We start from the raw sequence: 21,491 nt of genomic DNA, 5'->3' as shown, positions 1-21,491 counted from the left end.
GGGAATGCCGCCACGCAACGCGGCATGACGATCCCAGACACGCTTCCCGGTGATATCGAACTGCGGGTGAGCCGCGAGCCGGTGCCCTATCGCGCCGCGCTGGAGGAAATGCAGGTACGCAATGCCGCTATCGCTGCGGGCGAGGCGCGCGAGCTGGTCTGGCTGCTGGAACATCCGCCGGTCTATACCGCAGGAACCAGCGCGGCCTCCGCCGAACTGCTCGACCCGCGCTTCGAGGTGGTCGAGGCCGGGCGCGGCGGGCGCTATACCTATCACGGCCCGGGCCAGCGGGTCGGCTATATCCTGCTCGACCTGAAGAAGCGCGCCCGCGACGCGCGCGGTTTCGTCCATGCCGTGGAAGGTTGGGTTATCGACACCCTGCGCGACTTCGGCATAGAGGGTTTCCGGAGCGAGGGCCGTATCGGGATCTGGACTCAGGACATCGACGGGCGCGAGGCGAAGATCGGCGCGATCGGCGTGCGCATCCGCAAATGGGTAACGATGCACGGATTTGCCGTGAACATCCGCCCCGACTTGTCGCATTTCACCGGCATCGTGCCTTGCGGTATCGAGGAATTCGGCATTACCAGCCTTGCGCGGCTTGGTCATGACGTCGATTTCGACACATGGGACAAGGCGCTGATCGCAAGGGCCGATTCCTTCCTTGCTGCGCTTGAACGTCCCTGCCCGCCCGCCGACGGCAAACCGGAGACCCATGAATGATGCACCGGCATTTGAAGTTCTGGACGGCCCTCTCGATCGCCGGCGCCGCAGTGTCGAGCCTGGGCGGCTGCAAGGACAATGCCCCTGCCCCGAAGGAGGCTGCGGGCGAAAAATTGCTGCCGCGCTCCGTGACCGACGACATGCTGCCTTACGACACGGTTCGCTCGCAGTCCCCGCTGGCCAATCCGGAAGCGGCGGCAAGCGGCGATACCGGGCCCAGACCGGCAAGTGCACAGGCCACGGACGCAGCCGAAGAGGCGCAGGCCGCCGCACAGGAAGCAACGGCCGCCGAAACGGCGCAGCCCGCTCCGCAGGCCGAATAAACCGGACTCAGCTAAGCCGGACGCAGCAGGGCCGAGAGGCGCTGCCCCTCGGCAGCATTATCACCTTCGCCGGCCGCATCGATTGCTTGCCGCGCCATGGCCAGGTGCGTGCGGTCGATCATCCGGCCCCGATGCGGCAGTGAAGCCTGATCCGGGTTTGCCGAAAAGAGGGCGAGGATCTCGCGGGCCTGTGCCAGTTCCTCCCCGTTCGGGGTGAATGCGGCATTGATCGTCGCCACCTGTCCCGGGTGGATCGCGAACATCCCGGCAAATCCATCGGCGCGCGCCTGCTGCGCAGCTCTTGCAAGCCCGTGATCGTCCTCGAAACGCTCGAAAGGCGCATCCACGGCGACGGTTCTGCTGGCATGCGCAGTGAGAAGCGTCTGCGCCCGCACCAGGCGCGCCGCATCGCTCCGCTCGCCTTCGACGCCGTGCAGGAGACTGCAACCCATGGCGACACCGAGGCCCGCGACGCTCCACGTCAGGCCGAACAGGCGCTGGTGCGGCGTATCGAGATATTGCGCCATGCCGAACAGGCCGCGCGGGCTGTCGCCGGCGACGGGCATGATCCGCACCGAGTTGGCGGCGATGCCGTTTGCCTGCTCCAGCTCGTAGATTTCGCTGGCAAGTTGGCGGACCGCTTCCGGGCCGGTCGCTCCGGGAAGGATGATGCCGTCCGGCGCGCCGGGCATGACCGCCAGAAGGTCGTCGCGCGATAACCCCGAATCGAGCGCGTTGATGCGCACCCAGCGTCCCATCTGCCGGTGTTCGAGCAGATTACGGCGGTGTACCGAGAGCCACTCGCACGCCATGGCGCGCGCCTCGCGCCTTGCCGCATCGGGCACGGTATCGGCAAGATCGACAACGACCACATCCGCCCCGGTGCCCATGGCAAGGCCCAGCCGTTTCTCGCTGCTGCCCGGGACGACCAGCCAGGACCTGTACTTCATCTTCAACGACCCGCCTTCCGCGATCGCGGCATGCCCCAGAGGCATGCCTCGCCGCACGAGGGTAGTCCGCCGCCCGTTAAGAAAATCTGGAAGCCGGCCCCGACGACCGGATCACAGCGCCTTTTCGTAGATCGCGTATTCCCGGTTCACCTTGCTGTCGATGGCATCGGCGATCGCGACCATCCCCTGGTTGTCTTCGAGGATCCAGCCGATCTCGCCTCGCTGCGAATCGAACATCTGGGTCGCGGAACGCCGGATGTACTCGATCATCATGAAAGCGAGCTGGCTGGCAAGGCGCGAGGACTGCAGCTTCTTGCGTACGCCCATCAGCGGCACGCGCATGTCGGCCGGCTTGGGCTTGCGCAGCCACAGGGCCAGCTTGAGCCAGCCGAGCAGCGACGGCTTGCCCTTCTTGCCGTTGATCCGCTTCTGCACCTGGTTGAGATCCGGCAGCGTCATCATGAAGGCCACCGGCTCGCCTTCGTACTCGGCAATGCGGATCAGGCTGGGATGGACCAGCGGCTTCAGCTTCTTGCCGGTATGGGCGATTTCCCGGTCGGTGAAGGGCACGAAGCCCCAGTTGTCCGACCACGCATCGTTGAGGATGTCGCAGATGATCGCGGCTTCTTCGTCGAAACGCTTGAGATCGACTTCGCGCACGCGGATCTTGGCGTTCTTTTCGCCCGAGGCGACGATGCGCTGGACCAGCGGCGGGAACTGCCTGGTCACGTCCAGATCGTAGGTGTAGAGCGTCTTCGCCAGCGCGTAGCCCGCGCCCTCGATCCACGGCTGATAAGCGGCATTGTGGTGCGCCATCATCACCATCGGCGGGTGATCGAAGCCGCGAACCTGCAGGCCGGGCTCTTCCCATACGGACAGGTTCATGGGCGCCAGCACGCGGGTCATGCCTTGCTGGCGCAGCCAGTTCTCGGCAGTTTCGATAAGGGCGCGGGCGACGTCCTCGTCCTCGGCCTCGATCGCGCCCCAGTTGCCCGTTCCCGGGCCCATGCCCTGCTCAAGCGGCAGGGTCAGCGCCAGTTCATCGATGTGCGCCGATATGCGCCCGACGATACGGCCCTCGCGCCGTGCCAGGAACAACTGGCAACGGGCATGGTCGAAGAAAGGATTCTTGCCGGGCGTGAACTTCTCGAGCTCTTCCATGCGCAGATTGGGCACCCAATTTTGATCTTGCGCATTGAGACGATAGGCAACGTCGACGAAGGCCTTGATCTCGGCCTTGCCGGAAACGGGTGTGATGACTAGTTGGGCGTTCGCCACGATCCTGCCTTTGTTGTGTGCGAGAAGGATTATCGATACGCGACCTGCGTGCGGTCCCGGCATATTGTCAAGTCGGGCATGGCGGGAGATCGCGGCAACCCCGGCTCGAATCACGGAAATTCCCGGAATCGACCCACAGGAATGCTTTTTGGATTGATTGCATGATTGCCCAGGACGTGATCGACGCCCCCGCTGCCGCCCCGGCGCAGCAACAGAGCGGGACTATCAAGAAGTCGGCGATTCCCGACGACAAGGAGATGCTGCGCGCGGCCGTAGAGCTGACCCGCGACATTTCCGCCGCGCTTCCGCGCATCTACTGGCCGGACATGCTGGCCTCGGCCGCGCTGGGCTACGCCGCGCTGGCGGGCGCCATCCTGATCGCCAATCCCTGGCTCGCAACGCTCAGCGGCATCCTCGCCGCTCTTGCGCTCTACCGCGCGCTGCTGTTCATCCATGAGCTGACCCATATCCACAAGGACGCCCTGCCCGGCTTCCGCTTCGGCTGGAATCTTCTCGTCGGCATTCCGCTGCTTACGCCTTCGCTGATGTATGAAGGCGTGCACACGCTGCACCATGCGCGCACGCGCTATGGGACGGTGGACGATCCGGAATACCTGCCGCTGGCCCTGATGAAGCCCTGGAGCCTGCCGGTCTTCGCCCTCACCGCGATGCTGCTGCCTTTCGCCCTGTTGCTGCGCTCGGCCGTGCTGGTGCCGCTCGGCGCGGTTATCCCGCCCCTGCGCCGCCTCGTCTGGGCACGCTTTTCGGCCTTGGCGATCAATCCCGAATTCCGCCGCCGGCCGCCCGAAGGCGATTTCAGGCGCATGGTCTTCTGGCAGGAGCTGGGCTGCTCGGCCTGGGCGATCGCCCTGCTCGCCAGCACGCTGGTGCTGGGCTGGCGCCCGCTGCTGATCGCTCTGTGCGTCGTATCGCTAACCGCCTTCCTCAACCAGGTCCGCACCCTCGTGGCGCACCTGTGGGAGAACGACGGCGATGCGATGACCGTGACCGCGCAGTATCTCGATTCGGTGAACGTGCCGCCGCCGGCAGTGCTGGCACCGCTCTGGGCCCCGGTGGGCCTGCGCTATCACGCCTTGCACCACCTGCTTCCCAGCATGCCCTATCACTCGCTGGGCGAAGCGCACCGCCGTCTGAGCAAACATCTGGGCCTCGATACGACCTACACCAAGGCGAGCTATCCCGGCCTGATGCCGCTGATGTCACGGCTCGTCGGCAGCACGATGCGGCCTCGGTAAGAACGGGAACGCCCCGCCCGGCAACCTCGAACAGGTTGCCGGAAGCGGCGCCTATTCCTCGGTCCGGATGAGGACGGTTTCGCCGATCAGCGCGAAGAGCAGGAACGGCGCCCATGCCGCGATCAGCGGCGGGTAGCCGCCGAAGTTGCCCATCGCGAGCGCGGCGTTGTCGAACACGAAGTAGGCAAAGCCCAGCGCCATGCCGATCACGGCGCGGATGAGAAGCTGGCCTGAACGGGCCAGGCCGAATGCCGCGACAGCGCCCAGCAAGGGCATCAGCGTTGAAGAGAACGGGCCGGAGATCTTGTGCCACCAGGCAGCCTCCAGCTCGCTCGTCCGGCGTCCGGCATCGCGCAGAGCCAGGATCGACGAAGCCAGCTCGACGATGTCCTGCGAATCCGCGTCCACCTTCGACATCGTGATTTTCTCAGGCGTGATGCCCGGTGCGACGGTGGCGGTGGCAAGCGTCGTCGTCTTCGTGCCGGCAACGTCGAAGCGCACCGGCTTGTCCAGCTTCCAGCCCGGATTGAGGTAGGCCGCATCCGGCGCGCGCAGCTGCTCGACGATCATGCCGTTGGCATCGCGCCGGTAAAACGTGACCCCGTGCAGGACCATGCCATTGCCGGTCCCCTCCAGCGACTGCGCCAGCAGGAGATCCCGCCCGTCGGCAAGGTACAGGTTGCTCTTTGCCCCGGCCTTCTTGGGGATCGGGCCATAATCCACGGCCTGCCAGGCATCGAGCGTGGCGCTGGCACGGGTTACGACGCGTTCGTTGAAGCCGAAGCTGAGCACCGATACGGCGAGCGCCGTCAGCATCAGCGGCGCCAAGATCTGGTGCGCGGACAGGCCCGCCGCCTTCATCGAGATGACTTCACTGTTCTGGTTCAGCGTCGCCAGGGTGATGATCGTCGCCAGCAGAACCGAATAAGGCAGGAACCGCGCGATCAGCTGGGGGATGCGCAAGCTTACGTAGTAGAACAGCTGCGCCTCGCCATTGCCCGAATAGGCCAGGATATCGCCGCTCTCACCGAGCAGGTCGAGCACCTGCAGCACCAGCACGAGCATGAGCAGCACCGCGACGATGCGGGTGATGAAGAGCCGCGCGAGGTAGAGCGTCAGCGAGCGCGAGGGAAAGAATTCAAGCTGCATGTCAGGACGGATCCGCTGAGGCCGGGAGGAGCGGGCCGCGACGCTTGCGGCGCAGCAGTGACTTCAGGCGCTTGCTGACGCTCTCGGCGCCTTTTTCGAGCCAGCCGATCGCCTGTCCGCCCGGTACATAGGCGACGCGGTAGTACATCAGGAGAATCAGCAACGCGAGCACCAGGAACGGCCCCCACAGGCCGATGATCGGATTGATCCGCCCAAGCGCGGCGACGTCCGCCGCGTACTGGTTCACCTTGTGATAGGCCACGACCATGACGATAGAGACGAACAGGCCGAGCGAAGAGCTCGATCGCTTGGGCGGGATTGCAAGCGCCACCGCGAGCAGCGGCAGCAGCAGCATCATGATCACTTCGACCAGACGGTAGTTGAAGTTCGCCTGGCTCGCTACGCGCTCCTGCCTGGGCCTCTCGTCGCTCCAGCCCAGCTTCATCAGTTCAGGCAGGAGATACTCGCGGTCCTCGCCGCCGCGTTTGCGGAACTTCTCGATCTGCGGCAGGTCGATCGGCAGGTCGTGGCGGGTGAAGCTGAGGACGCGCGGGCTGCTGCCCGGCATATCCTGGATGATCTGGCCCTGCTCGAGCCGCAGGATGACCGTGTCGGGCGCGCCCTGCAGCGCAAGGAACTGGCCCTCGCGCGCGGAGATCGAGAGCACCTGCCCCTTCTCGTTGGCGACGCGCGCGAAGATACCGATGAGACGGCGCCCATCGTCGCGGCTCTCATCGATGCGCAGCGCAATTCGGTCCTTGAGCGCGGTAAATTCGCCCACCTTGATCGAGGCGCCCAGTGCACCGGACTTCAGCTCGTAGTTGAGCTGCTCGTAATAATAGCGCGAGAGCGGCTGCAGGTAGCCCACGATGGCCAGGTTGAGGCCGGCCAGGACGATCGTGATCAGGTACGGCACGCGCAGGAGCCGCGTATAGCTCAGCCCCACGGCACGCATGACGTCGAGTTCGCTGGACGTGGCGAGCTTGCGAAAGGCGAGCAGGATGCCGAGCATCAGGCCCAGCGGTATCGCCAGGCTGGCATATTCCGGCAGCAGGTTGGCGAGCATCTTGAACACGACGCCCACGGGACCGCCCTGCGTTGCGACGAAGTCGAACAGGCGCAGCATCTTGTCGAGCACGAGCAAGGAAGCCGCCAGCAGGAAGATGCCGAGCATGGGCATCAGCACGAGGCGGAAGATGTAGCGATCGATGGCGCTGAAGAATTTCACGTGTTCGTCGTCACATTACCGTCCTTCCTCTGGCCCTTAACGGCTAGCCGCGGCGGGCGAAAGGCATTTGTCGGCCTAACCCCCGATAAGCTGGGCCTTTGACGGCGCAGTGCGACCCAATGGCAGCCTCCGCCTTCCCAAACGCAGGATCGCGCCCGACGCGGGACATCCTGCCTCGTGCCGCATGGACTATTGAACTTTCGGAAAGTGCAGGCGGTTCCCCGCCGATCGATCGGCGGGCAATCAGGCCTTTTCGAGGGTGCACTGCAGGGGATGCTGGTTCTGCCGGGCGAAATCCATCACCTGGTTCACCTTGGTCTCGGCGATCTCGTAAGGAAAGATGCCGCAGACGCCGACGCCCTTCTGATGCACGTGGAGCATGACGCGGGTCGCCTGCTCAAGATCCATCTGGAAAAATCGCTTGAGGACCATCACCACGAATTCCATCGGGGTATAGTCGTCATTGAGCATCAGCACCTTGAACTGGCTCGGCTTTTTGGGCTTTGCGCGGGTCTTGGTGGCGATGCCGACCTGCTCGTCGCCACCCGGGTTGCGGGTGGAATCATCATCGTCCCCACAGCGCATGGGCGAGGGACGGAAGAGATCTGAATCGGCTGGATCGGGATGCATGGCGGTTAGAATATCGTAACGGAGCACTGAACTACAAGATGCCCCGGCCAGATAGTACGATTTTCACGCTTGGCCGACCGGGTGCGCCATTGCCACCCGGTCGGCCATTATGCGTGCAATCCTTAGAGCGAGGTCTGGCGGACCTTCTCCATGGCCATGCTGACGCGGCCCGAGATCGGGGCCATCACGTCGCTCATGAGCTTGAGCATGGCTTCGCTGTTCTTCGAGCTGTAGGCGACAGCGCTGTCGAAGTTCTTGCGCATCATATCGCCCTGGATCTTGAAGAAGTCGGTCGGCGACTTGGCAGCGGCGAGTTCCTTGATGTCGCCCGACATGGTTTCGAAGGTCGAGCGACCTTCCGAAACGATCTCGGAGCCAAGGCCTTGCATGCCTTCGGCGAAGATCTTGCCGGATTCCATGACGGCTTCGACGTTGCCCTTGGTGAATTCGTTCACTTCACCCATCATGGTGGTGCTCTTTTCGAATGCGGCCTTGGCCTTGGCCTGGGCCTCGGTCATCGCCTGCTGAATTCCTGCGAAGTTAGCGCTCATGTCCATTGATTGTTCCTCGAGCATGAAGTTGGTGAAAAGTCCTGCGAATACGGGTGACTTGGCATCGACGGTCTTGGGCGCCGCCTTGGTTTGAGGTGCTGCGGGCTTGGCCGTAGCAGGCTTTACCTTTGCGACCTCCAGCGCCGGCTTGGCCGGAGCGGCCTTGACCGGAGCGACGGGTGCCGGCTTCGGCTTGGCAACCGCAGCTGGCTTCGACTTGGCGGCGGCAGCCTTGGGCTTCACCGCAGTCTTGGGTTTGACGGCCGCCTTGGGGGCAGTCTTCGCCTTGGGCGCGACCTTGGCCGTCGCGGCGTCGGACGTGTCAGGCGCCGCAGCTTTCGTTTCCACGACCGGAGCCGCTTCGGGCTTGGCTTCCGTGGCCGGAGTTTCTTCGGGCTTGGATGCTTCGGTCGGGGTCACTGCAAGCTCATCCTTTTTCGCTGCTGATTCCTCTGGAGCGGCTTTCGCCGCCGTCGCCTTGGCTAACGGCTTGACGGATTTCCCGGCCTTGACCGAAGGCTCGTCCGAAGCAGACGCTGCCGCCGCTTCGTAAGCCTTTTCGGCAAGCGCCTTACCCTTCTCGTCTTCGGTGCCGGCCATACGCTTCAATCCTGCTTTCCGCATTCTGCGGTCGGGCCAACTGCAGCCCGATTCGGTAGTCAGCGATTCGAGAGTTCTGTTTGTTGCGTTGCACAATACGATCTCGCACAAGCGAAGTCAATATCGAAATTGTGCGCTGCACAATAAATGCTGCAATGCAGCAATCGCGCCCGGACAAGGGATCCGGTGCGGGGCGGCAGTCCTCTCTCCAATGTCGCGCCGCAGCGCGCTGCCGATGCGACATTACCGAATTCGGCACCGCATGGGTATCCGCAATTTCCGAAGGGTTCGTGACAGTTGCGCGGAACTGCCGATTAAATTTCGGTAGCGCCGGTGATCATCGCATCACTACGCACAGGTGTTCACCGGCAACGTGCCCCCCCCAGGAAGCGCACAGCACCAGGCGGAAACGCACCCCGCCCGGCGCGCCCTGACAACGGCCCTATCAGCGCGTCATCACGTAGCGACCCGGCGCGTCCTCGATGACCTTGTCGCCGCGTCCGCCCGGGCGCCGCTTGCCGCGCGCGGAGACTTCTTCGTTGCCATGCGCACGAATCCACTCAATCCAGTGCGGCCACCAGCTACCCGGGTGCTCCTTGGCTCCGGCGACGAATTCCTCAAGCGTGTCGGGCGATCCGTCGTGTGTCCAGTACTGGTACTTGCCCGAGGACGGCGGATTGACCACGCCTGCGATATGCCCGGATCCTGCCAGCAGGAAGGTCTGCGGCCCGGAAAGGTAATGGGTAAACTTCCAGACGCTCGACGGCGGCGCGATGTGATCCTCGCGACCGGCCTGGACATAGGCCGGCGTGGAGATGCGATGCAGGTCGATCGGCACCCCGCAGGCGCTCAGCGAATCCGCCACGACAAGCCGGTTGTCGCGGTAGAGATCACGCAGGTAATCGCGATGCCAGCGCGCCGGCAGGTTGGTGACGTCGCCGTTCCAGTGCAGCAGGTCGAAGGCAGGATATTCCTCGCCCTTGAGGTAATTCTTCTCGACGTAGTTCCAGATCAGATCGTTGCCGCGAAGGATATTGAAGGTGGCCGCAAGATAGCGTCCGTCGACGTAGCCCTCCGGCGAAAGCTGGCCGATCGTCTCGATCTGCTGGTCGTCGACGAAGACCTTGAGGTCGCCTGCCCCTTCGAAATCGACCTGGGCGGTAAAGAAGGTCGCGCTGGCAACCTTGTCGGCCTCGCCCTTGCGCGCCAGCACGGCCAGCGTCGCCGCCAGGGTCGTCCCGGCAACGCAATAGCCGATGGTGTGGACGGCCGGCACCTTCAGCCTCTCGCGCACATGATCGATCGCGTCGATCTGGGCCCGGATGTAGTCGTCCCAGACGAGACCCGACATCGAGGCGTCGGCAGACTTCCAAGAGACCATGAACACGGTCAGCCCCTGCTCGACCGCCCAGCGCACGAAGCTCTTCTTCGCGTTGAGGTCGAGGATGTAGAAGCGGTTGATCCACGGCGGGAAGATCACCAGCGGCGTCGCCAGCACCTTGTCGGTGGTGGGCGTGTACTGGATGATCTGGAACAGGTCGGTCTCGTGAACGACCTTGCCCGGCGTCACCGCGATGTTCTCGCCCAGCTTGAACGCGGCCGGGTTGGTATGCGTCAGTTGGCCCTTGCGCAGGTCGTCGAGCATATGCTCGAACCCGCGGATCAGGCTCTCGCCGCCAGTCTCGTTGGCTTTGGCCAGCGCCACCGGGTTGGTAAGCGGAAAGTTCGCCGGGCTCAGTGCATCGACAATGGTCTTCGCCGCGAACATCAGCTGCGCCTTGCGGCCCGGCTCGATGTCCTCGATCGCCTCGGCGTGCTTCATCACTTGCGAGGACAACAGGAGGTAGAGCTGGTGCAGGACCGCGAAGACAGGCTTGCTGCGCCACTCCGGATCGGCGAAGCGCCGATCGCGAAGCGGCATATGGGGATCGCCCTTCGCTTCCTCGAATGCACGCGGTCCCATGCCGTATTGGCCGAGCACGGCCGTCAATACGGCGATGACCTCGTCCCACAAGCCCTGCTGCACTTCCGGGTTGGAGAGCGGCAGCTGGCGCATCACGGCCTCGAGAGTCGCGATCCACTTCACCGGGTCGGTATAATGCGATTTCTCACCCGACGCCTTGCTCAGCTGCTCGACCTGAAATTCGGTCCAGATCGACTGCAGGCGCGCTGCCACTTCCGCCCATTGGACGGCCTTTTCCGCGCCCTGGGAACTTTCTGCAGGCAACATCTGACCGAAGAGAGTCGCCATGCCCTTGGCCTGGCTGCGAAGCATATCCGAGAACACTTCCGTAGCATCAGTAGCCATGAATCACGAAACTCCCTTGGTTCGTGACCTAGTCTTAGTTGCACTGCACAAACTGTCGACCCCCCTTCTGGGCAAGATCCTTGCGCAATCCACGCGATCGGCATTTGCGCCGCGCGCGTAATCCCCTACAGGAAGCCACGCGGCAATCCCGCCGCCATCATGGATTTATCGAGGTCATGGAAGACGAGTTCTACCGCATCAAGCGCCTGCCGCCCTACGTCATCGCCGAAGTCAACGCGATGCGGCACGCAGCACGCCAGGCGGGACGGGACATCATCGACCTCGGCATGGGCAACCCCGACCTGCCGCCGCCGCAGCACGTAATCGACAAGCTGTGCGAAGTGGCGCAGAAGCCCGATGCCCACGGCTACTCCGCTTCTTCGGGCATTCCGGGCATACGCCGCGCCCAGGCGAACTACTATGGCCGCCGCTTCAACGTCGACCTCGATCCCGAGACCGAAGTGGTGATGACCATGGGCTCGAAGGAAGGCCTGGCCAGCCTCGCCACGGCGATCACCGCGCCGGGCGATGTCGTGCTCTCGCCCAATCCCAGCTACCCGATCCACACTTTCGGCTTCATCATCGCCGGGGCGACGATCCGCTCGGTGCCGACGACGCCGGACGAGCGCTACTGGCAGTCGCTGGAACGCGCGATGGCCTTCACCGTGCCGCGCCCGTCGATCCTGATCGTCAACTACCCGTCGAACCCCACGGCCGAAACCGTCGACCTCGCTTTCTACGAACGCCTCGTCGCCTGGGCCAAGGAGAACAAGGTCTGGATCCTGTCCGACCTTGCCTACTCAGAACTCTATTACGATGGACAGCCGACCCGTTCGATCCTCGAGGTTCCGGGCGCCAAGGACGTTGCCGTCGAGTTCACCTCGATGTCCAAGACCTTCTCCATGGCAGGCTGGCGCGTCGGCTTCGCCGTCGGCAACGCGAAGCTGATAGCCGCGCTCAAGCGCGTGAAGTCCTACCTCGACTACGGCGCCTTCACGCCGATCCAGGCTGCCGCCTGCGCAGCACTCAACGGCCCGCAGGACATCGTCGAGAAGAACCGCGAACTGTACCAGAAGCGCCGCGACGTCATGGTCGAGGCCTTCGGCCGCGCCGGGTGGGAAATCCCCAGCCCCAAGGCCTCGATGTTCGCATGGGCCCCCCTGCCTCCTGCCCTCAAGGAGATGGGCAGCCTCGAGTTCTCGAAGCAGCTTCTTACCGAAGCCGAAGTCGCGGTCGCGCCGGGCGTCGGATATGGCGAGGACGGCGAAGGTTTCGTGCGCATCGCCATGGTCGAGAACGAGCAACGGCTGCGCCAGGCCGCCCGCAACATCAAGCGCTTCCTGACCTCCAAGGGGGTCAACACACCAGGCACCTGAGGGCCTCAAACAGGCCGACATGGTATTTTCTCACATAAAAAACTGTGATTGATGTGACATTCCTGTAAGTTTTTATGTGTTGTTTTTGAATGCTCAAGTCCGACAATCTGCGTGCACGAGTTGAAGGCCTGCACGGAGATGGGGGAAATGATGGCCAGCCTGGACACCGCCAAGAATGCCGACCAGCGCAAGGGAGCCAAGCAGGGCTTCTGCTGGTTGGCCTCGGGCGACATACCCAAGGAACTGGATCTGCGGCGGTCCGGCTGGAAGCTCGTCGAGCGCGACCGGCCGAGCGAGGAATGCATCGGCATCTTTCATGCCGCCGGCCTCGACAACATGGGCTGGATGCACATCCTCGCCTCGTTCGGAGTGGAAATGCGGCGCCACGTCCTGGTAACGGGCGTGGAGCTTGCACACGAACGGGCCACGCTGCTGCAGATCGGGTTCGGCGACGTCGTTTCTTCGGATATCAGCCTCGAGGAACTGGATGCCCGGGCCAGCCGCGTCGCCGAGGCGCTGCAATGGCTGCCGCGGCATCGCAAGATCGGCTCCCTCTCGCTCGACCTGCTCGCGCGAGAGGCCTTCGGCGACGACAAACCGCTCAATCTCAACCCGCGTGAATTCGCCCTGCTATGGCGCCTCGCGGACTGTGTCGGCCAAACCGTCAGCAAGCAGTCGCTGATCCAGGACGTCTGGCGCATGGGCTTCGTGCCGGAGACCAACAGCATCGCCGTCCACATGTCCCGGCTGCGGCGCAAGCTTTCCTTCGTGGAGCTGTCGGGCATGATCGAGACAAGCTCGCCCGGCGGTTATCGCCTTACCCTGCCCGACGATCACGAAGAGAGTCGCGGCGCCCACTCGCAGTACGGCAAAGTGGCCCCGGCGGGCTCCGGACAGCCCCGCGCCTCCAAGCACTGACTAAAATGCGCGGCGCGCGTCATCCTAGGCCTTGCCCGCGATCGCGGAGAGGTCCGCCGGCGTGTTGATGTTCGGGATCGCGCCGTCGATCTTCGCCTTGCGCGCGCCGATCCTGTCGGCGAAGCGCAGCATCGAATGCTTCTCATCGCTGTGGAGCAGCGCTTCGATCGACTTCGTCGCCGAGGCCGGCCAGAGGCCGATCACCGGCTGATCGGCCAGACAGGCCGGTGCTGCGCCCAGAAGGTCGAGCAGGTTGTCGGGCAAGGACGCAACATCGACGCCGCAAGTCAGCACCGTTTCGTAGCCCTCGTCCCGCGCGTGATGCAGGGCCGCGGCGATGCCGCCCAAGGGGCCCATCCCGGGGCGCGGCCAGTCCGGCAGGGTCGGCGCAGGCGCCGTCTCGCGCCCGACCACGATCACGTGATCGCACAATCCTGCAAGCGCATCGACCGCCAGGGCAAGCAAGGTGTGCCCTTCCAACTCCGCCAGAGCCTTGTCACTGCCGAAACGACTGGATTGTCCACCTGCAAGAACGGCTCCAAGGATCATCAATGCGGCTCCACCTGCGGCCCCGCCAAGGCCGGCGCGGCAATTCGAGCCCAGCGTAGCGCAACGAAGCCCTTAGCCAAACGATAGTTTTCAACGGACGCGCGAATCGGATTGCGCCCGGCCCTGAGGGTTGCTAGGGGCGCACCTCCACAGGAACACCACCTTGGATGGCCCGATGGCGGAGTGGTGACGCAGCGGACTGCAAATCCGTATACGCCGGTTCGATTCCGGCTCGGGCCTCCAACCTTTTCATTTTTCTTCTTAATTTCAAATATTTGCGAAGAAAAATGTCTAACTTGATGTCTAACTCCCTCCAAGGTTAGACATTTTCCACGCCGATAGAGCCGATTTTGCGGCCTCTGCGAGCGCATCTTCCTTTTCTGTTTCAGGCAATTTTTCCCAGTCGGAGACTCGGGCGATAGCGGCTGCGGCAAGACGTCTCTGCTCAGCGCCACGGACATAGATTGCCACCTCTTCATCGCGGCTGTGACCTGATACCGACTTGAGGCCTTGCTGGCTCGTCTCAACGTCCGCCAAGCGCCGCATCATCGCCTTTCGCAGGCCGTGTGCAGTGCACTTATGCAATCCGGCCTCGTCGCATCGATCTCGAAACCAATTCCCAAATCCGGCATTGGTGAACGGGCGGCCCAGTTCGTTCAGAAGGAAACATTCCGCACCCTCCGGTAATGGAGGCATGGCGACAATTGCTTCGAGAAGCTGAGGTGCGACGGGTAAACCCAGGACCTTCCCCCCCTTGGATTGGCTGAGTTCAATACGCCCGGTCGCTACGTGCCTGGGACCAAGGTGGATTGCATCAATCCGACGCTGCCCAGTCCACAACATCAATTCCATCGCAAGCCGAGCGCGAGATCCCAGAGGATGGCATTCGCGATACTGGTCTATGTCGCTCTCAGTCCAACTGTAATAGCCTTTGGAACGTTCGCCCGGAGCGATCTTGATACGGTCGGCCAAAGCTGCGGGATTGCGATCTATCATCCGGGATTTGACGGCGAAATCGAACAGGCGGACCAATTCCTTTCGGAGCTTGCGAGCGGCCTCAACGCCGCCTTCGATTCGCGAGCCGACCTTCCGCCGTTCCATTTTGCGCTGCAAGATGGCCTCAACATGTTCAAATTCCAGATCCGCAACAGTGCGATGCCCATGCACCTTTCTGAATTTCTCTAGGATGCCGCGAATTTTTCGCTGGGTCATTTCAGTCGGACCTAGCCGTGACGGCAAAGAGCAATATCGTGCCACGAGGTCATCAATAGTCCCCGGAGCGCTGCGCTTGACCTTCACTGGTGCGGCAACTTCCCGACCATCCAGGCATGCCCGATATTCCTGACGGAACGCCTCGGTTCCCAGCTCGGATTTGAAATAGTGGCTTTCGAATCCGGTGCGCCGAAAGCGCAAACGCTCCTTGCCGTGGCGGTCGATAAACGCCGTTACGTATTTGGGCAAAAATCGGCGTCTCATCGCAATAGATCGTCCCAGCTTGTAGCGCGACAAACTGGATGAGGATTGCGCGTCAATCAGGATGAGAATGTGATTGTCGCGGCGCGTCGATCAGTGCCTGTTTTGATTGTCGCTGGCAAGGTCGTCGTTCTCATCCTGATTGTCGCGGATGGTCTCGAGGACCTTTGGCGTGGTGTAGGCGGCGGGGCGCCCGGCACCGGTGCGCCTGGCCTGTGCGGTGCGCCGCCGGTAACTTTCGACGTTCATCTCGAAGATGGTGGCATGGTGCACGAGCCTGTCCACGGCGGCGAGCGTCATCGCGGGATCGGGGAAGACCCTGTTCCATTCGCCGAAGGGCTGGTTGGCGGTGATCAGCAACGACCGTCGCTCGTAGCGTGCGCTGATCAGCTCGAAGAGCACCGACGTCTCGGCCTGATCGCGCGAGACGTAGGCGAAGTCGTCGAGAATGAGCAGGTGGTATTTGTCGAGCCTGGCCATGGCGGATTCAAGTGCGAGTTCGCGCCGCGCGACCTGCAGGCGTTGCACGAGGTCGGAAGTTCGGGTGAACAGAACCCTCCAGCCCCGTTCCACCAGTGCGAGGCCGATTGCCGCGGCAAGATGGGTTTTGCCGCCGCCGGGCGGACCGAACAGGATGAGGTTGGCGCCTTGCTCGAGCCAGCCATCGCCGGCGCACAGGGCCATGACCTGAGCCTTGGAGATCATCGGCACGGCATCGAAGGCGAAGCAGTCCAGGGTCTTGCCCGCGGGCAGATGGGCCTCTGCCAGATGACGCTCGATCCGGCGGCGATCTCGTTCGGCGAGTTCGTGTTCGGCGAGCGCGGCGAGGAACCTGCTGGCCGGCCACCCTTCCTTGTCCGCCTGGGCGGCAAAGTCCCCCCAGATGTGCTTGATGGTGGGCAGGCGCAGCTCGTTGAGCATGAGGCTGAGGCGCTGTGCATCGATCATGGGAGCTGCGTTCATGCGGCTTCTCCCTGTTCGATCAGTCCGTCGTAGATCGAGAGCGGCACCAGTTGGACCACGACTTCGGGCAGATCGGCAGGGTCCGGACTAAACCGGGCCCGCAAGGTTGTCAGGCACGGTGTTCGGCGCGCGGTCAGATCCTCGGTCAGGAGCGCGGCGAGCTCGGCCTCGCAGGCGCGTTCGTGGGCCATGGCCAGAAGTGCGACGGTAGTGCGGCATGCCTCCCGCTCGCCTTGAACTTCCAGCAAGTGGTCGAACATCAGGCGATAGGCATCTCGCGGGAACAGGCTGTCGCGATAGACCAGGCCCAGCAGCGCCATGGGTTTGCGGCGCAGGGAATGGATCACGTGGCGGTAATCGACGACGTGGCCGTGCTTCCCGTTCATGCCCGCGCGGCCGCGCGGCAGGGTCATGAGCCTCGTGCCGCCGATGAAGACGTCGAGGCGGTCATCATACAGGCGGACCCGCAAACGGTGCCCGATCAGGCGGGATGGGACCGTGTAGAACACCTTGCGCAGCGTGAAGCCGCCCGAGGACGTGACCGTCACGAGGATCTCCTCGTAGTCGGTGGTGCGCACGTCCGGCAGCGGCTGCAGGAACTTGCGTTCGGCATCGATCCCGGGGCCGTGCCGCCGGTTGCGCGCATTTACGACCTCGTCGATGAAGCGGCGATAGTCGGCAAGGTCGGCGAAGTCGCCGCTACCGCGCAGCAGCAGCGCATCCTTCACGGCAGCCTTGATATGGCCATGGGCACTCTCGATCGCGCCGTTCTCATGGGCAATGCCCCGGTTGTTCCTCGTGGGCTCCATTCCATAATGGGCACAGAGCGCGTCATAGCGCCTGGTCAGGTCGATCTTGGCATCGGCGTCCAGATTGCGGAAGGCGGCTGACAGGCTATCGGTGCGATGAAGCTTCGGCGCACCGCCTGCGGACCAGAGCGCGTTCTGCAGCCCTTCGGCCAAGGCAACGAAACTCTCGCCGCCCAGGATGACGTGTCCGTGCTCGAAGCCGCCGCAAGGCAGCCGGAAGTGATAGAGCAGGTGGTCCAGCGGCTGTCCGGCGATCGAAACTGCCAGATCGTCCATGCACGTAAAATCGGACAGGCCGAGCCGCCCCGCCTCGTGCACTTGCCGGAAAATGACTTCGCGATCTTGCCCGTTCATGGCGCGCCAGTCGCGAATGCGCCGCTCCAGGGTTCGCCGGGAGCCGAACACGGTCTCGGGATATCGGCGCCGCAGTTCCTCGAAGATCGCTATGGGCCGAAGGCCGGGAGCAGCCTCCAGCATCGGCACCACCACTTCATCGAAGATACCGGCAAGGGGATCGGGCCGGCGCCGGCTGCGCGGTGTTTGCCGCTGTGATGGCAACCGGGCGTCCTGCAAAACCCGATAGCCCGTCGCCGGGCTGAACCCGGCCTTCGCCGCCGCCAGAGCGACGGGGTTATTACGTCTGTTGGTCATGAAAAGTCTCACCTGATGATCGTTGATGTGTCGGCCGGCCACACGCCAGGTCCTCCTCCCCGGAAAACCCGATGCATAGCGGCCACCACGACCATCACAGGCACCCCGCAAAGAGCGCCTCCGGTGTGTCGGGACCGGCTACGGGCTACGCCCTCCGCCGATCCCGACACACCGGATTCTCATCTTGATTGTCGCGCTTTCTCACCCTGATCGTCGCGCGACATCCCAGCTGCTCTCACGCCGAGGCATCGCCGTTCCGGAGGCCGTAACTGCATGGAGAACGATACGCCCGTTGGGATCAATTTCGATCCGGCCGACGTGCATGCCAGCGGCCTCGACCGCCTTGATGGCGCGAGTAAGGTCTGACTGTTTGAAACGGGATGGCTGCGTCATCGCCGAACCAGTCTCAGTTCCGCGATTGGCACTTTCCGTCCGCTCAGACCTCTGAGACTCCCTCCCCTTCCTCCCTCGTCCTTTTGCACGACATAGAACCAAGTGCTTTGCGTGAGGTTGATGTGCGACAAGCGGAAGCGTCCGGCAAAACGCGCCCGGCATTTCGCCAATGTCGCGCCTACCAAGCGGGCCAATGCCGACAAACTTAATGTTACGACTGCTCGTTTAAAGGGAAATGGATCGGCTTGTACCGGAGCGATCCCTACACTTCGCAGCGCGTAGCAGCACGGCCAACGATCACGTCTGCGGCTGCACAGGCCAGAAATCTCTAGAGAATGGATGACATCCAAGTTGCGGGTTCCTCACGGATTGCCCGACACGGTGTCATGAAGCACCCTAATGCTATACGAATTACGATAGCGATGGAATGAGGAATGAGTATTCTCTACCATTTTGGATGGCTTCGATCCAAACTTTGAGGACAAAGGGCAATTATGGAGAATGCGAATTTAACGATTCCCCTTTAGTCTCTTTTTCCGCCTCGTAGCCGCAGTATTTTGCCCACGCCTCCATCAGCTTTCTACGCTTATTGAAGAGATCGCCTCGCCGGTAGGCAGCCTCGGCTTTGCCTGGAATTGTATGGGCAAGAGCCATCTCGCACACTTCACTCGGAAAATTGGTTGTCTCCGATGCCCAGTCTCGAAACGTGGAGCGAAATCCGTGCACAGTCTCTACGATGTTCATCCGGCGCAATAGCATCGGCATCGCCATAATGCTGAGCGGAACGCCTTTGCTGTTGCGCTCAAAGATCAAACCGGTCCGAAACTTTGGGGGTGTCGCCTTCAAGATAGCAATTGCCGGCTCGGTCAGAGGTACCCGATGCTCGCGCTCAGCCTTCATCCGATCAGCTGGAATAATCCAGATACGTTGGCGAAGATCAATCTCTTCCCAATCCGCATTGAGAACCTCTCCAGTGCGCGCGGCGGTGAGAATCAGGAATTCAAGTGCCCGCGCAGCAACAGCGGGACGGTTCCTGAGCGCCCGGATGAACCGCTTGATGCGGTTGAAGGGCAGCGCTGCATGATGGCTCTGCGAGGACTTGCGCCTACGCGGGAGGAGTTGGTCAAGGTGACCACGCCATCGCGCAGGGTTCTCACCTTCCCGAAGTCCGTTTGCTTTGGCAGCATCCAACACATTCTCGATTCGACCGCGAAGCCGATCGGCAGTCTCGGGAACCCGGCTCCAATGTGGTCGCAGCACTTGTAGGACATCATCAGTTTCAATCTCATGCAACAACAGTGGGCGGATCGGTGCGGCATAGACTGTCAGCGTCATCTTCCACTGAGCGATGTGCTTCGCGTTTTTCCACGATGGCGACATAGTCTCGACAAAGCTGTCCGCGTACTCGCCGAAAGTGACGGATCGGTTTGCCTTAGCTCGTTCAACCTTAGGATTTTTGCCTTCGCTAAGCATGGCGCGATACTCTGCTGCCTTCTCCCGAGCCTTGGCCAAGGAGAGGGACCGGGCACTGCCGAGGCCAAGCTCTTTCTTGGCACCGCGCCAGGTGTATCGGAACAGCCAGCGACGGCGAGTGGCGTCGACAAACAGGAACAGGCCGCCACCGTCCGCGTAGCGGCCTGGTTCTTTGATACCGGCAACGCGAGTGGCGGTGAGGCGGTTAAGGGCATGACTGGTCACGATCTCGAACTCCTGTTCAAGACCCCTTCCCGCCATGGGTCAAAGGTTGCTGTGGTATGTCGGCCCCGGATCGGGACCCTCTTTGGGACCCTCTTTTGCGGCGCGCTCAAAGGATCCGGCGCAAGATTACCTGAGACGCCGAAATCTCGCAACCAACAGATTTTAAATGATTTTATGGACGTCTTGAGACGTTGTGAGCCTGCTTGAAAAAGCGTGGCTGGCGGAGCGGGAGGGATTCGAACCCTCGATACGGGGTTACCGTATACACACTTTCCAGGCGTGCGCCTTCGACCACTCGGCCACCGCTCCGCATCGCTGGTGAGCGGGCGCCCTAGCGTGGGATCGCGGGTTTCGCAAGACATCTGGTGATGGCATGAGACACTTCATGTGCAAATACTTGCTGGCCGGCATCGCGGCCCTCGTCCTGCCCGCTTCCGCATTCGGCCAAGATGCCGAAGTTCCGGCCACGCCCAATGGGATCGTCGATGCGGCGCCCGCCGCGGAGTGGCTTCCGATCGAGCAGCGCGATCTGCTGGTAATGGACCTTGCGCCCGGCCCGTCAGGCAAGGTCCGGCGGGTCGTGATCCAGCTCATTGCGGCGCCTTACGTGCAAGGATGGGTGAGCAATATCCGGACGCTTGCGGCGCGGCACTGGTACGACGGCCTCGCCATCGTCCGCACCCAGGACAACTACGTCGTGCAATGGGGCGATCCCGATGGGGAGGACCCGAAGAAGGCAAAGCCCTTGCCCGAGGGGCTGCGAATCATGACCGAGGACGACTATGTAGTGCCAGCTGCCGGCATGGACATCGGCGCCAGCACGAAGCTGCTCCGCGATGCCTATGCCAGCCTGGCCGGCTTCGATCATGGTTGGCCGGTCGCGACCGACGGCAAGAGCGTGTGGCCGGTGCATTGCTATGGCTCGGTCGGCGTCGGGCGCGGCCTTTCGCCCGATACCGGCACCGGCGGCGAGCTCTACGCCGTCATCGGACAGGCCCCGCGCCAGCTCGACCGCAACATCGCCGTCGTCGGCCGGGTGATCGAGGGGATGGAGAACCTTTCCGCCCTGCCCCGCGGCACCGGGCCCATCGGCTTTTATGCCACGCCGCAGGAGCGCACGCCCATCGTCTCCTTGCGCACCGGCGAATCGCTTACCGACCTGCCGCGCTACGAATATCTTTCCACTTCCAGCGCCAGCTTTGCCGCCTATCTCGACAAACGCGCCAATCGCAGCGACGCCTTCTACATCCACCCGGCCGGCGGCGTGGACGTCTGCAACGTGCCCGTCCCCGTAAGACGCGCAGCACAATGAAGGAACGAAGCGTCAACCCGATCGTCGAAACCCTGACCCATACCGGGCCGCTCTGGCGCTGGACCGGCGCATCGGGTAGCGGCACCTGGCACTTCCTGACAATCGACGGCGAGGCCGGCGAAGCGCTTTCCGGCACTGCCGTCATGCGCAAGCTGGAAGGGACGGCGCGCGGGTTCGGCTCCCTCAAGGTCAAGGCCCGGATCGGCGCAAGCGCGTTTGCGACCTCGGTCTTTCCATCCAGAAGCGACAACGGCTGGCTGCTGCCGATCAAGGCCGCCGTGCGCAAGGCAGAGGGCCTTGCCGAAGGTGACTGGGTCGAAGTGGTACTGGAGTTCTAGGCGCAGGACCGCATC

General features: G+C 62.9%; 19 protein-coding genes and 2 tRNA genes. 8 read left to right on the top strand and 13 right to left on the bottom strand.

Annotation, left to right across the window (positions count from 1 at the left end):
• Positions 1 to 24 precede the first annotated feature (24 nt).
• The gene (gene lipB / locus PP1Y_RS10660; RefSeq protein ID WP_013832236.1) at positions 25 to 723 is read left to right on the top strand and encodes a lipoyl(octanoyl) transferase LipB; all 699 of its coding nucleotides are present in this window, start codon (positions 25 to 27) and stop codon (positions 721 to 723) included.
• Positions 720 to 1,046: a hypothetical protein gene (locus tag PP1Y_RS10655; RefSeq protein WP_013832235.1), complete on the top strand. Its 327-nt coding sequence runs from the start codon at positions 720 to 722 to the stop codon at positions 1,044 to 1,046. Before lipB ends, PP1Y_RS10655 begins: the two co-directional genes overlap by 4 nt.
• An 11-nt stretch (positions 1,047 to 1,057) precedes the next feature.
• Here PP1Y_RS10655 and PP1Y_RS10650 read toward each other — a convergent pair whose 3' ends face one another.
• Both PP1Y_RS10650 and PP1Y_RS10645 read right to left on the bottom strand, forming a co-directional pair.
• Positions 1,058 to 1,996, bottom strand: coding sequence for a CoA ester lyase (locus PP1Y_RS10650; protein WP_232512615.1), 939 nt, complete (start codon positions 1,994 to 1,996; stop codon positions 1,058 to 1,060).
• A 111-nt stretch (positions 1,997 to 2,107) separates the two neighbouring features.
• Positions 2,108 to 3,274: a GNAT family N-acetyltransferase gene (locus tag PP1Y_RS10645; protein WP_041559234.1), complete on the bottom strand. Its 1,167-nt coding sequence runs from the start codon at positions 3,272 to 3,274 to the stop codon at positions 2,108 to 2,110.
• A gap of 161 nt (positions 3,275 to 3,435) precedes the next feature.
• Here PP1Y_RS10645 and PP1Y_RS10640 point away from each other — a divergent pair, with 161 nt between their 5' ends.
• A complete protein-coding gene (locus tag PP1Y_RS10640) occupies positions 3,436 to 4,530 on the top strand; it encodes a fatty acid desaturase (protein ID WP_013832232.1) in 1,095 nt (364 codons plus the stop codon).
• A gap of 51 nt (positions 4,531 to 4,581) precedes the next feature.
• Here PP1Y_RS10640 and lptG read toward each other — a convergent pair whose 3' ends face one another.
• The 5 genes from lptG to PP1Y_RS10615 form a co-directional block, all read right to left on the bottom strand.
• Positions 4,582 to 5,679, bottom strand: coding sequence for an LPS export ABC transporter permease LptG (gene lptG, locus PP1Y_RS10635; RefSeq protein ID WP_013832231.1), 1,098 nt, complete (start codon positions 5,677 to 5,679; stop codon positions 4,582 to 4,584).
• A gap of 1 nt (position 5,680) precedes the next feature.
• Positions 5,681 to 6,907 carry an LPS export ABC transporter permease LptF gene (lptF, locus tag PP1Y_RS10630; RefSeq protein WP_013832230.1) on the bottom strand — a complete coding sequence of 409 codons (1,227 nt, stop codon included), beginning with the start codon at positions 6,905 to 6,907 and terminating at the stop codon, positions 5,681 to 5,683.
• A gap of 243 nt (positions 6,908 to 7,150) precedes the next feature.
• Positions 7,151 to 7,492 carry an ATP-dependent Clp protease adapter ClpS gene (gene clpS, locus PP1Y_RS10625; RefSeq protein WP_013832229.1) on the bottom strand — a complete coding sequence of 114 codons (342 nt, stop codon included), beginning with the start codon at positions 7,490 to 7,492 and terminating at the stop codon, positions 7,151 to 7,153.
• A 167-nt stretch (positions 7,493 to 7,659) separates the two neighbouring features.
• Positions 7,660 to 8,688, bottom strand: coding sequence for a phasin family protein (locus tag PP1Y_RS10620; RefSeq protein ID WP_041558765.1), 1,029 nt, complete (start codon positions 8,686 to 8,688; stop codon positions 7,660 to 7,662).
• Between the two features lie 445 nt (positions 8,689 to 9,133).
• Positions 9,134 to 10,996 (bottom strand): alpha/beta hydrolase, encoded by a 1,863-nt coding sequence (locus PP1Y_RS10615; RefSeq protein WP_013832226.1) that lies wholly within the window; start codon positions 10,994 to 10,996, stop codon positions 9,134 to 9,136.
• Between the two features lie 176 nt (positions 10,997 to 11,172).
• On the opposite strand from PP1Y_RS10615, the gene PP1Y_RS10610 reads away from it, so the two are divergent.
• Positions 11,173 to 12,372 (top strand): LL-diaminopimelate aminotransferase, encoded by a 1,200-nt coding sequence (locus tag PP1Y_RS10610; RefSeq protein WP_013832225.1) that lies wholly within the window; start codon positions 11,173 to 11,175, stop codon positions 12,370 to 12,372.
• 147 nt (positions 12,373 to 12,519) lie between these two features.
• Positions 12,520 to 13,290 (top strand): DNA-binding response regulator, encoded by a 771-nt coding sequence (locus PP1Y_RS10605; RefSeq protein ID WP_232512613.1) that lies wholly within the window; start codon positions 12,520 to 12,522, stop codon positions 13,288 to 13,290.
• Positions 13,291 to 13,314: 24 nt separating this feature from the next.
• On the opposite strand, the gene PP1Y_RS10600 is transcribed toward PP1Y_RS10605, so the two are convergent.
• Complete coding sequence (locus PP1Y_RS10600; protein ID WP_013832223.1) at positions 13,315 to 13,839, bottom strand: molybdenum cofactor guanylyltransferase; 525 nt, start codon at positions 13,837 to 13,839, stop codon at positions 13,315 to 13,317.
• A gap of 169 nt (positions 13,840 to 14,008) precedes the next feature.
• On the opposite strand from PP1Y_RS10600, the gene PP1Y_RS10595 reads away from it, so the two are divergent.
• Positions 14,009 to 14,082, top strand: a tRNA-Cys gene (locus tag PP1Y_RS10595).
• A 60-nt stretch (positions 14,083 to 14,142) separates the two neighbouring features.
• Here the strand turns inward: PP1Y_RS10595 and PP1Y_RS10590 are convergent.
• The 5 genes from PP1Y_RS10590 to PP1Y_RS10570 all read right to left on the bottom strand — a co-directional run bounded on the left by PP1Y_RS10590 (position 14,143) and on the right by PP1Y_RS10570 (position 20,135).
• The gene (locus PP1Y_RS10590) at positions 14,143 to 15,315 is read right to left on the bottom strand and encodes a tyrosine-type recombinase/integrase (RefSeq protein WP_013832222.1); all 1,173 of its coding nucleotides are present in this window, start codon (positions 15,313 to 15,315) and stop codon (positions 14,143 to 14,145) included.
• Positions 15,316 to 15,405: 90 nt separating this feature from the next.
• Positions 15,406 to 16,275: an IS21-like element helper ATPase IstB gene (gene istB, locus PP1Y_RS10585; RefSeq protein ID WP_013832221.1), complete on the bottom strand. Its 870-nt coding sequence runs from the start codon at positions 16,273 to 16,275 to the stop codon at positions 15,406 to 15,408.
• A complete protein-coding gene (gene istA / locus PP1Y_RS10580) occupies positions 16,272 to 17,777 on the bottom strand; it encodes an IS21 family transposase (RefSeq protein ID WP_013832220.1) in 1,506 nt (501 codons plus the stop codon). Before istA ends, istB begins: the two co-directional genes overlap by 4 nt.
• 843 nt (positions 17,778 to 18,620) lie before the next feature.
• Complete coding sequence (locus PP1Y_RS10575) at positions 18,621 to 19,826, bottom strand: site-specific integrase (RefSeq protein WP_232512611.1); 1,206 nt, start codon at positions 19,824 to 19,826, stop codon at positions 18,621 to 18,623.
• Between the two features lie 218 nt (positions 19,827 to 20,044).
• Positions 20,045 to 20,135, bottom strand: a tRNA-Ser gene (locus PP1Y_RS10570).
• Positions 20,136 to 20,211: 76 nt separating this feature from the next.
• On the opposite strand from PP1Y_RS10570, the gene PP1Y_RS10565 reads away from it, so the two are divergent.
• Positions 20,212 to 21,138 (top strand): peptidylprolyl isomerase, encoded by a 927-nt coding sequence (locus PP1Y_RS10565; protein WP_013832218.1) that lies wholly within the window; start codon positions 20,212 to 20,214, stop codon positions 21,136 to 21,138.
• Positions 21,135 to 21,476 (top strand): DUF1905 domain-containing protein, encoded by a 342-nt coding sequence (locus tag PP1Y_RS10560; RefSeq protein WP_013832217.1) that lies wholly within the window; start codon positions 21,135 to 21,137, stop codon positions 21,474 to 21,476. The genes PP1Y_RS10565 and PP1Y_RS10560 overlap by 4 nt, the downstream gene beginning before the upstream one ends.
• Positions 21,477 to 21,491 lie beyond the last annotated feature (15 nt).

It is taken from the genome of Novosphingobium sp. PP1Y (genome assembly GCF_000253255.1).
Lineage (GTDB): Bacteria > Pseudomonadota > Alphaproteobacteria > Sphingomonadales > Sphingomonadaceae > Novosphingobium.
This window is presented reverse-complemented; position numbering and strand designations above follow the sequence as displayed.

What these genes read in the sequence shown, in the direction of transcription:
- PP1Y_RS10650 (WP_232512615.1), bottom strand. Translation starts at nt 1,996, where the DNA reads ATGAAGTACAGGTCCTGGCTGGTCGTCCCGGGCAGCAGCGAGAAACGG.
- lipB (WP_013832236.1), top strand. Translation starts at nt 25, where the DNA reads ATGACGATCCCAGACACGCTTCCCGGTGATATCGAACTGCGGGTGAGC.
- PP1Y_RS10590 (WP_013832222.1), bottom strand. Translation starts at nt 15,315, where the DNA reads ATGAGACGCCGATTTTTGCCCAAATACGTAACGGCGTTTATCGACCGC.
- PP1Y_RS10565 (WP_013832218.1), top strand. Translation starts at nt 20,212, where the DNA reads ATGTGCAAATACTTGCTGGCCGGCATCGCGGCCCTCGTCCTGCCCGCT.
- PP1Y_RS10655 (WP_013832235.1), top strand. Translation starts at nt 720, where the DNA reads ATGATGCACCGGCATTTGAAGTTCTGGACGGCCCTCTCGATCGCCGGC.
- clpS (WP_013832229.1), bottom strand. Translation starts at nt 7,492, where the DNA reads ATGCGCTGTGGGGACGATGATGATTCCACCCGCAACCCGGGTGGCGAC.
- PP1Y_RS10605 (WP_232512613.1), top strand. Translation starts at nt 12,520, where the DNA reads ATGATGGCCAGCCTGGACACCGCCAAGAATGCCGACCAGCGCAAGGGA.
- PP1Y_RS10615 (WP_013832226.1), bottom strand. Translation starts at nt 10,996, where the DNA reads ATGGCTACTGATGCTACGGAAGTGTTCTCGGATATGCTTCGCAGCCAG.
- PP1Y_RS10610 (WP_013832225.1), top strand. Translation starts at nt 11,173, where the DNA reads ATGGAAGACGAGTTCTACCGCATCAAGCGCCTGCCGCCCTACGTCATC.
- PP1Y_RS10640 (WP_013832232.1), top strand. Translation starts at nt 3,436, where the DNA reads ATGATTGCCCAGGACGTGATCGACGCCCCCGCTGCCGCCCCGGCGCAG.
- PP1Y_RS10620 (WP_041558765.1), bottom strand. Translation starts at nt 8,688, where the DNA reads ATGGCCGGCACCGAAGACGAGAAGGGTAAGGCGCTTGCCGAAAAGGCT.
- lptG (WP_013832231.1), bottom strand. Translation starts at nt 5,679, where the DNA reads ATGCAGCTTGAATTCTTTCCCTCGCGCTCGCTGACGCTCTACCTCGCG.
- PP1Y_RS10600 (WP_013832223.1), bottom strand. Translation starts at nt 13,839, where the DNA reads ATGATCCTTGGAGCCGTTCTTGCAGGTGGACAATCCAGTCGTTTCGGC.
- PP1Y_RS10560 (WP_013832217.1), top strand. Translation starts at nt 21,135, where the DNA reads ATGAAGGAACGAAGCGTCAACCCGATCGTCGAAACCCTGACCCATACC.
- istB (WP_013832221.1), bottom strand. Translation starts at nt 16,275, where the DNA reads ATGAACGCAGCTCCCATGATCGATGCACAGCGCCTCAGCCTCATGCTC.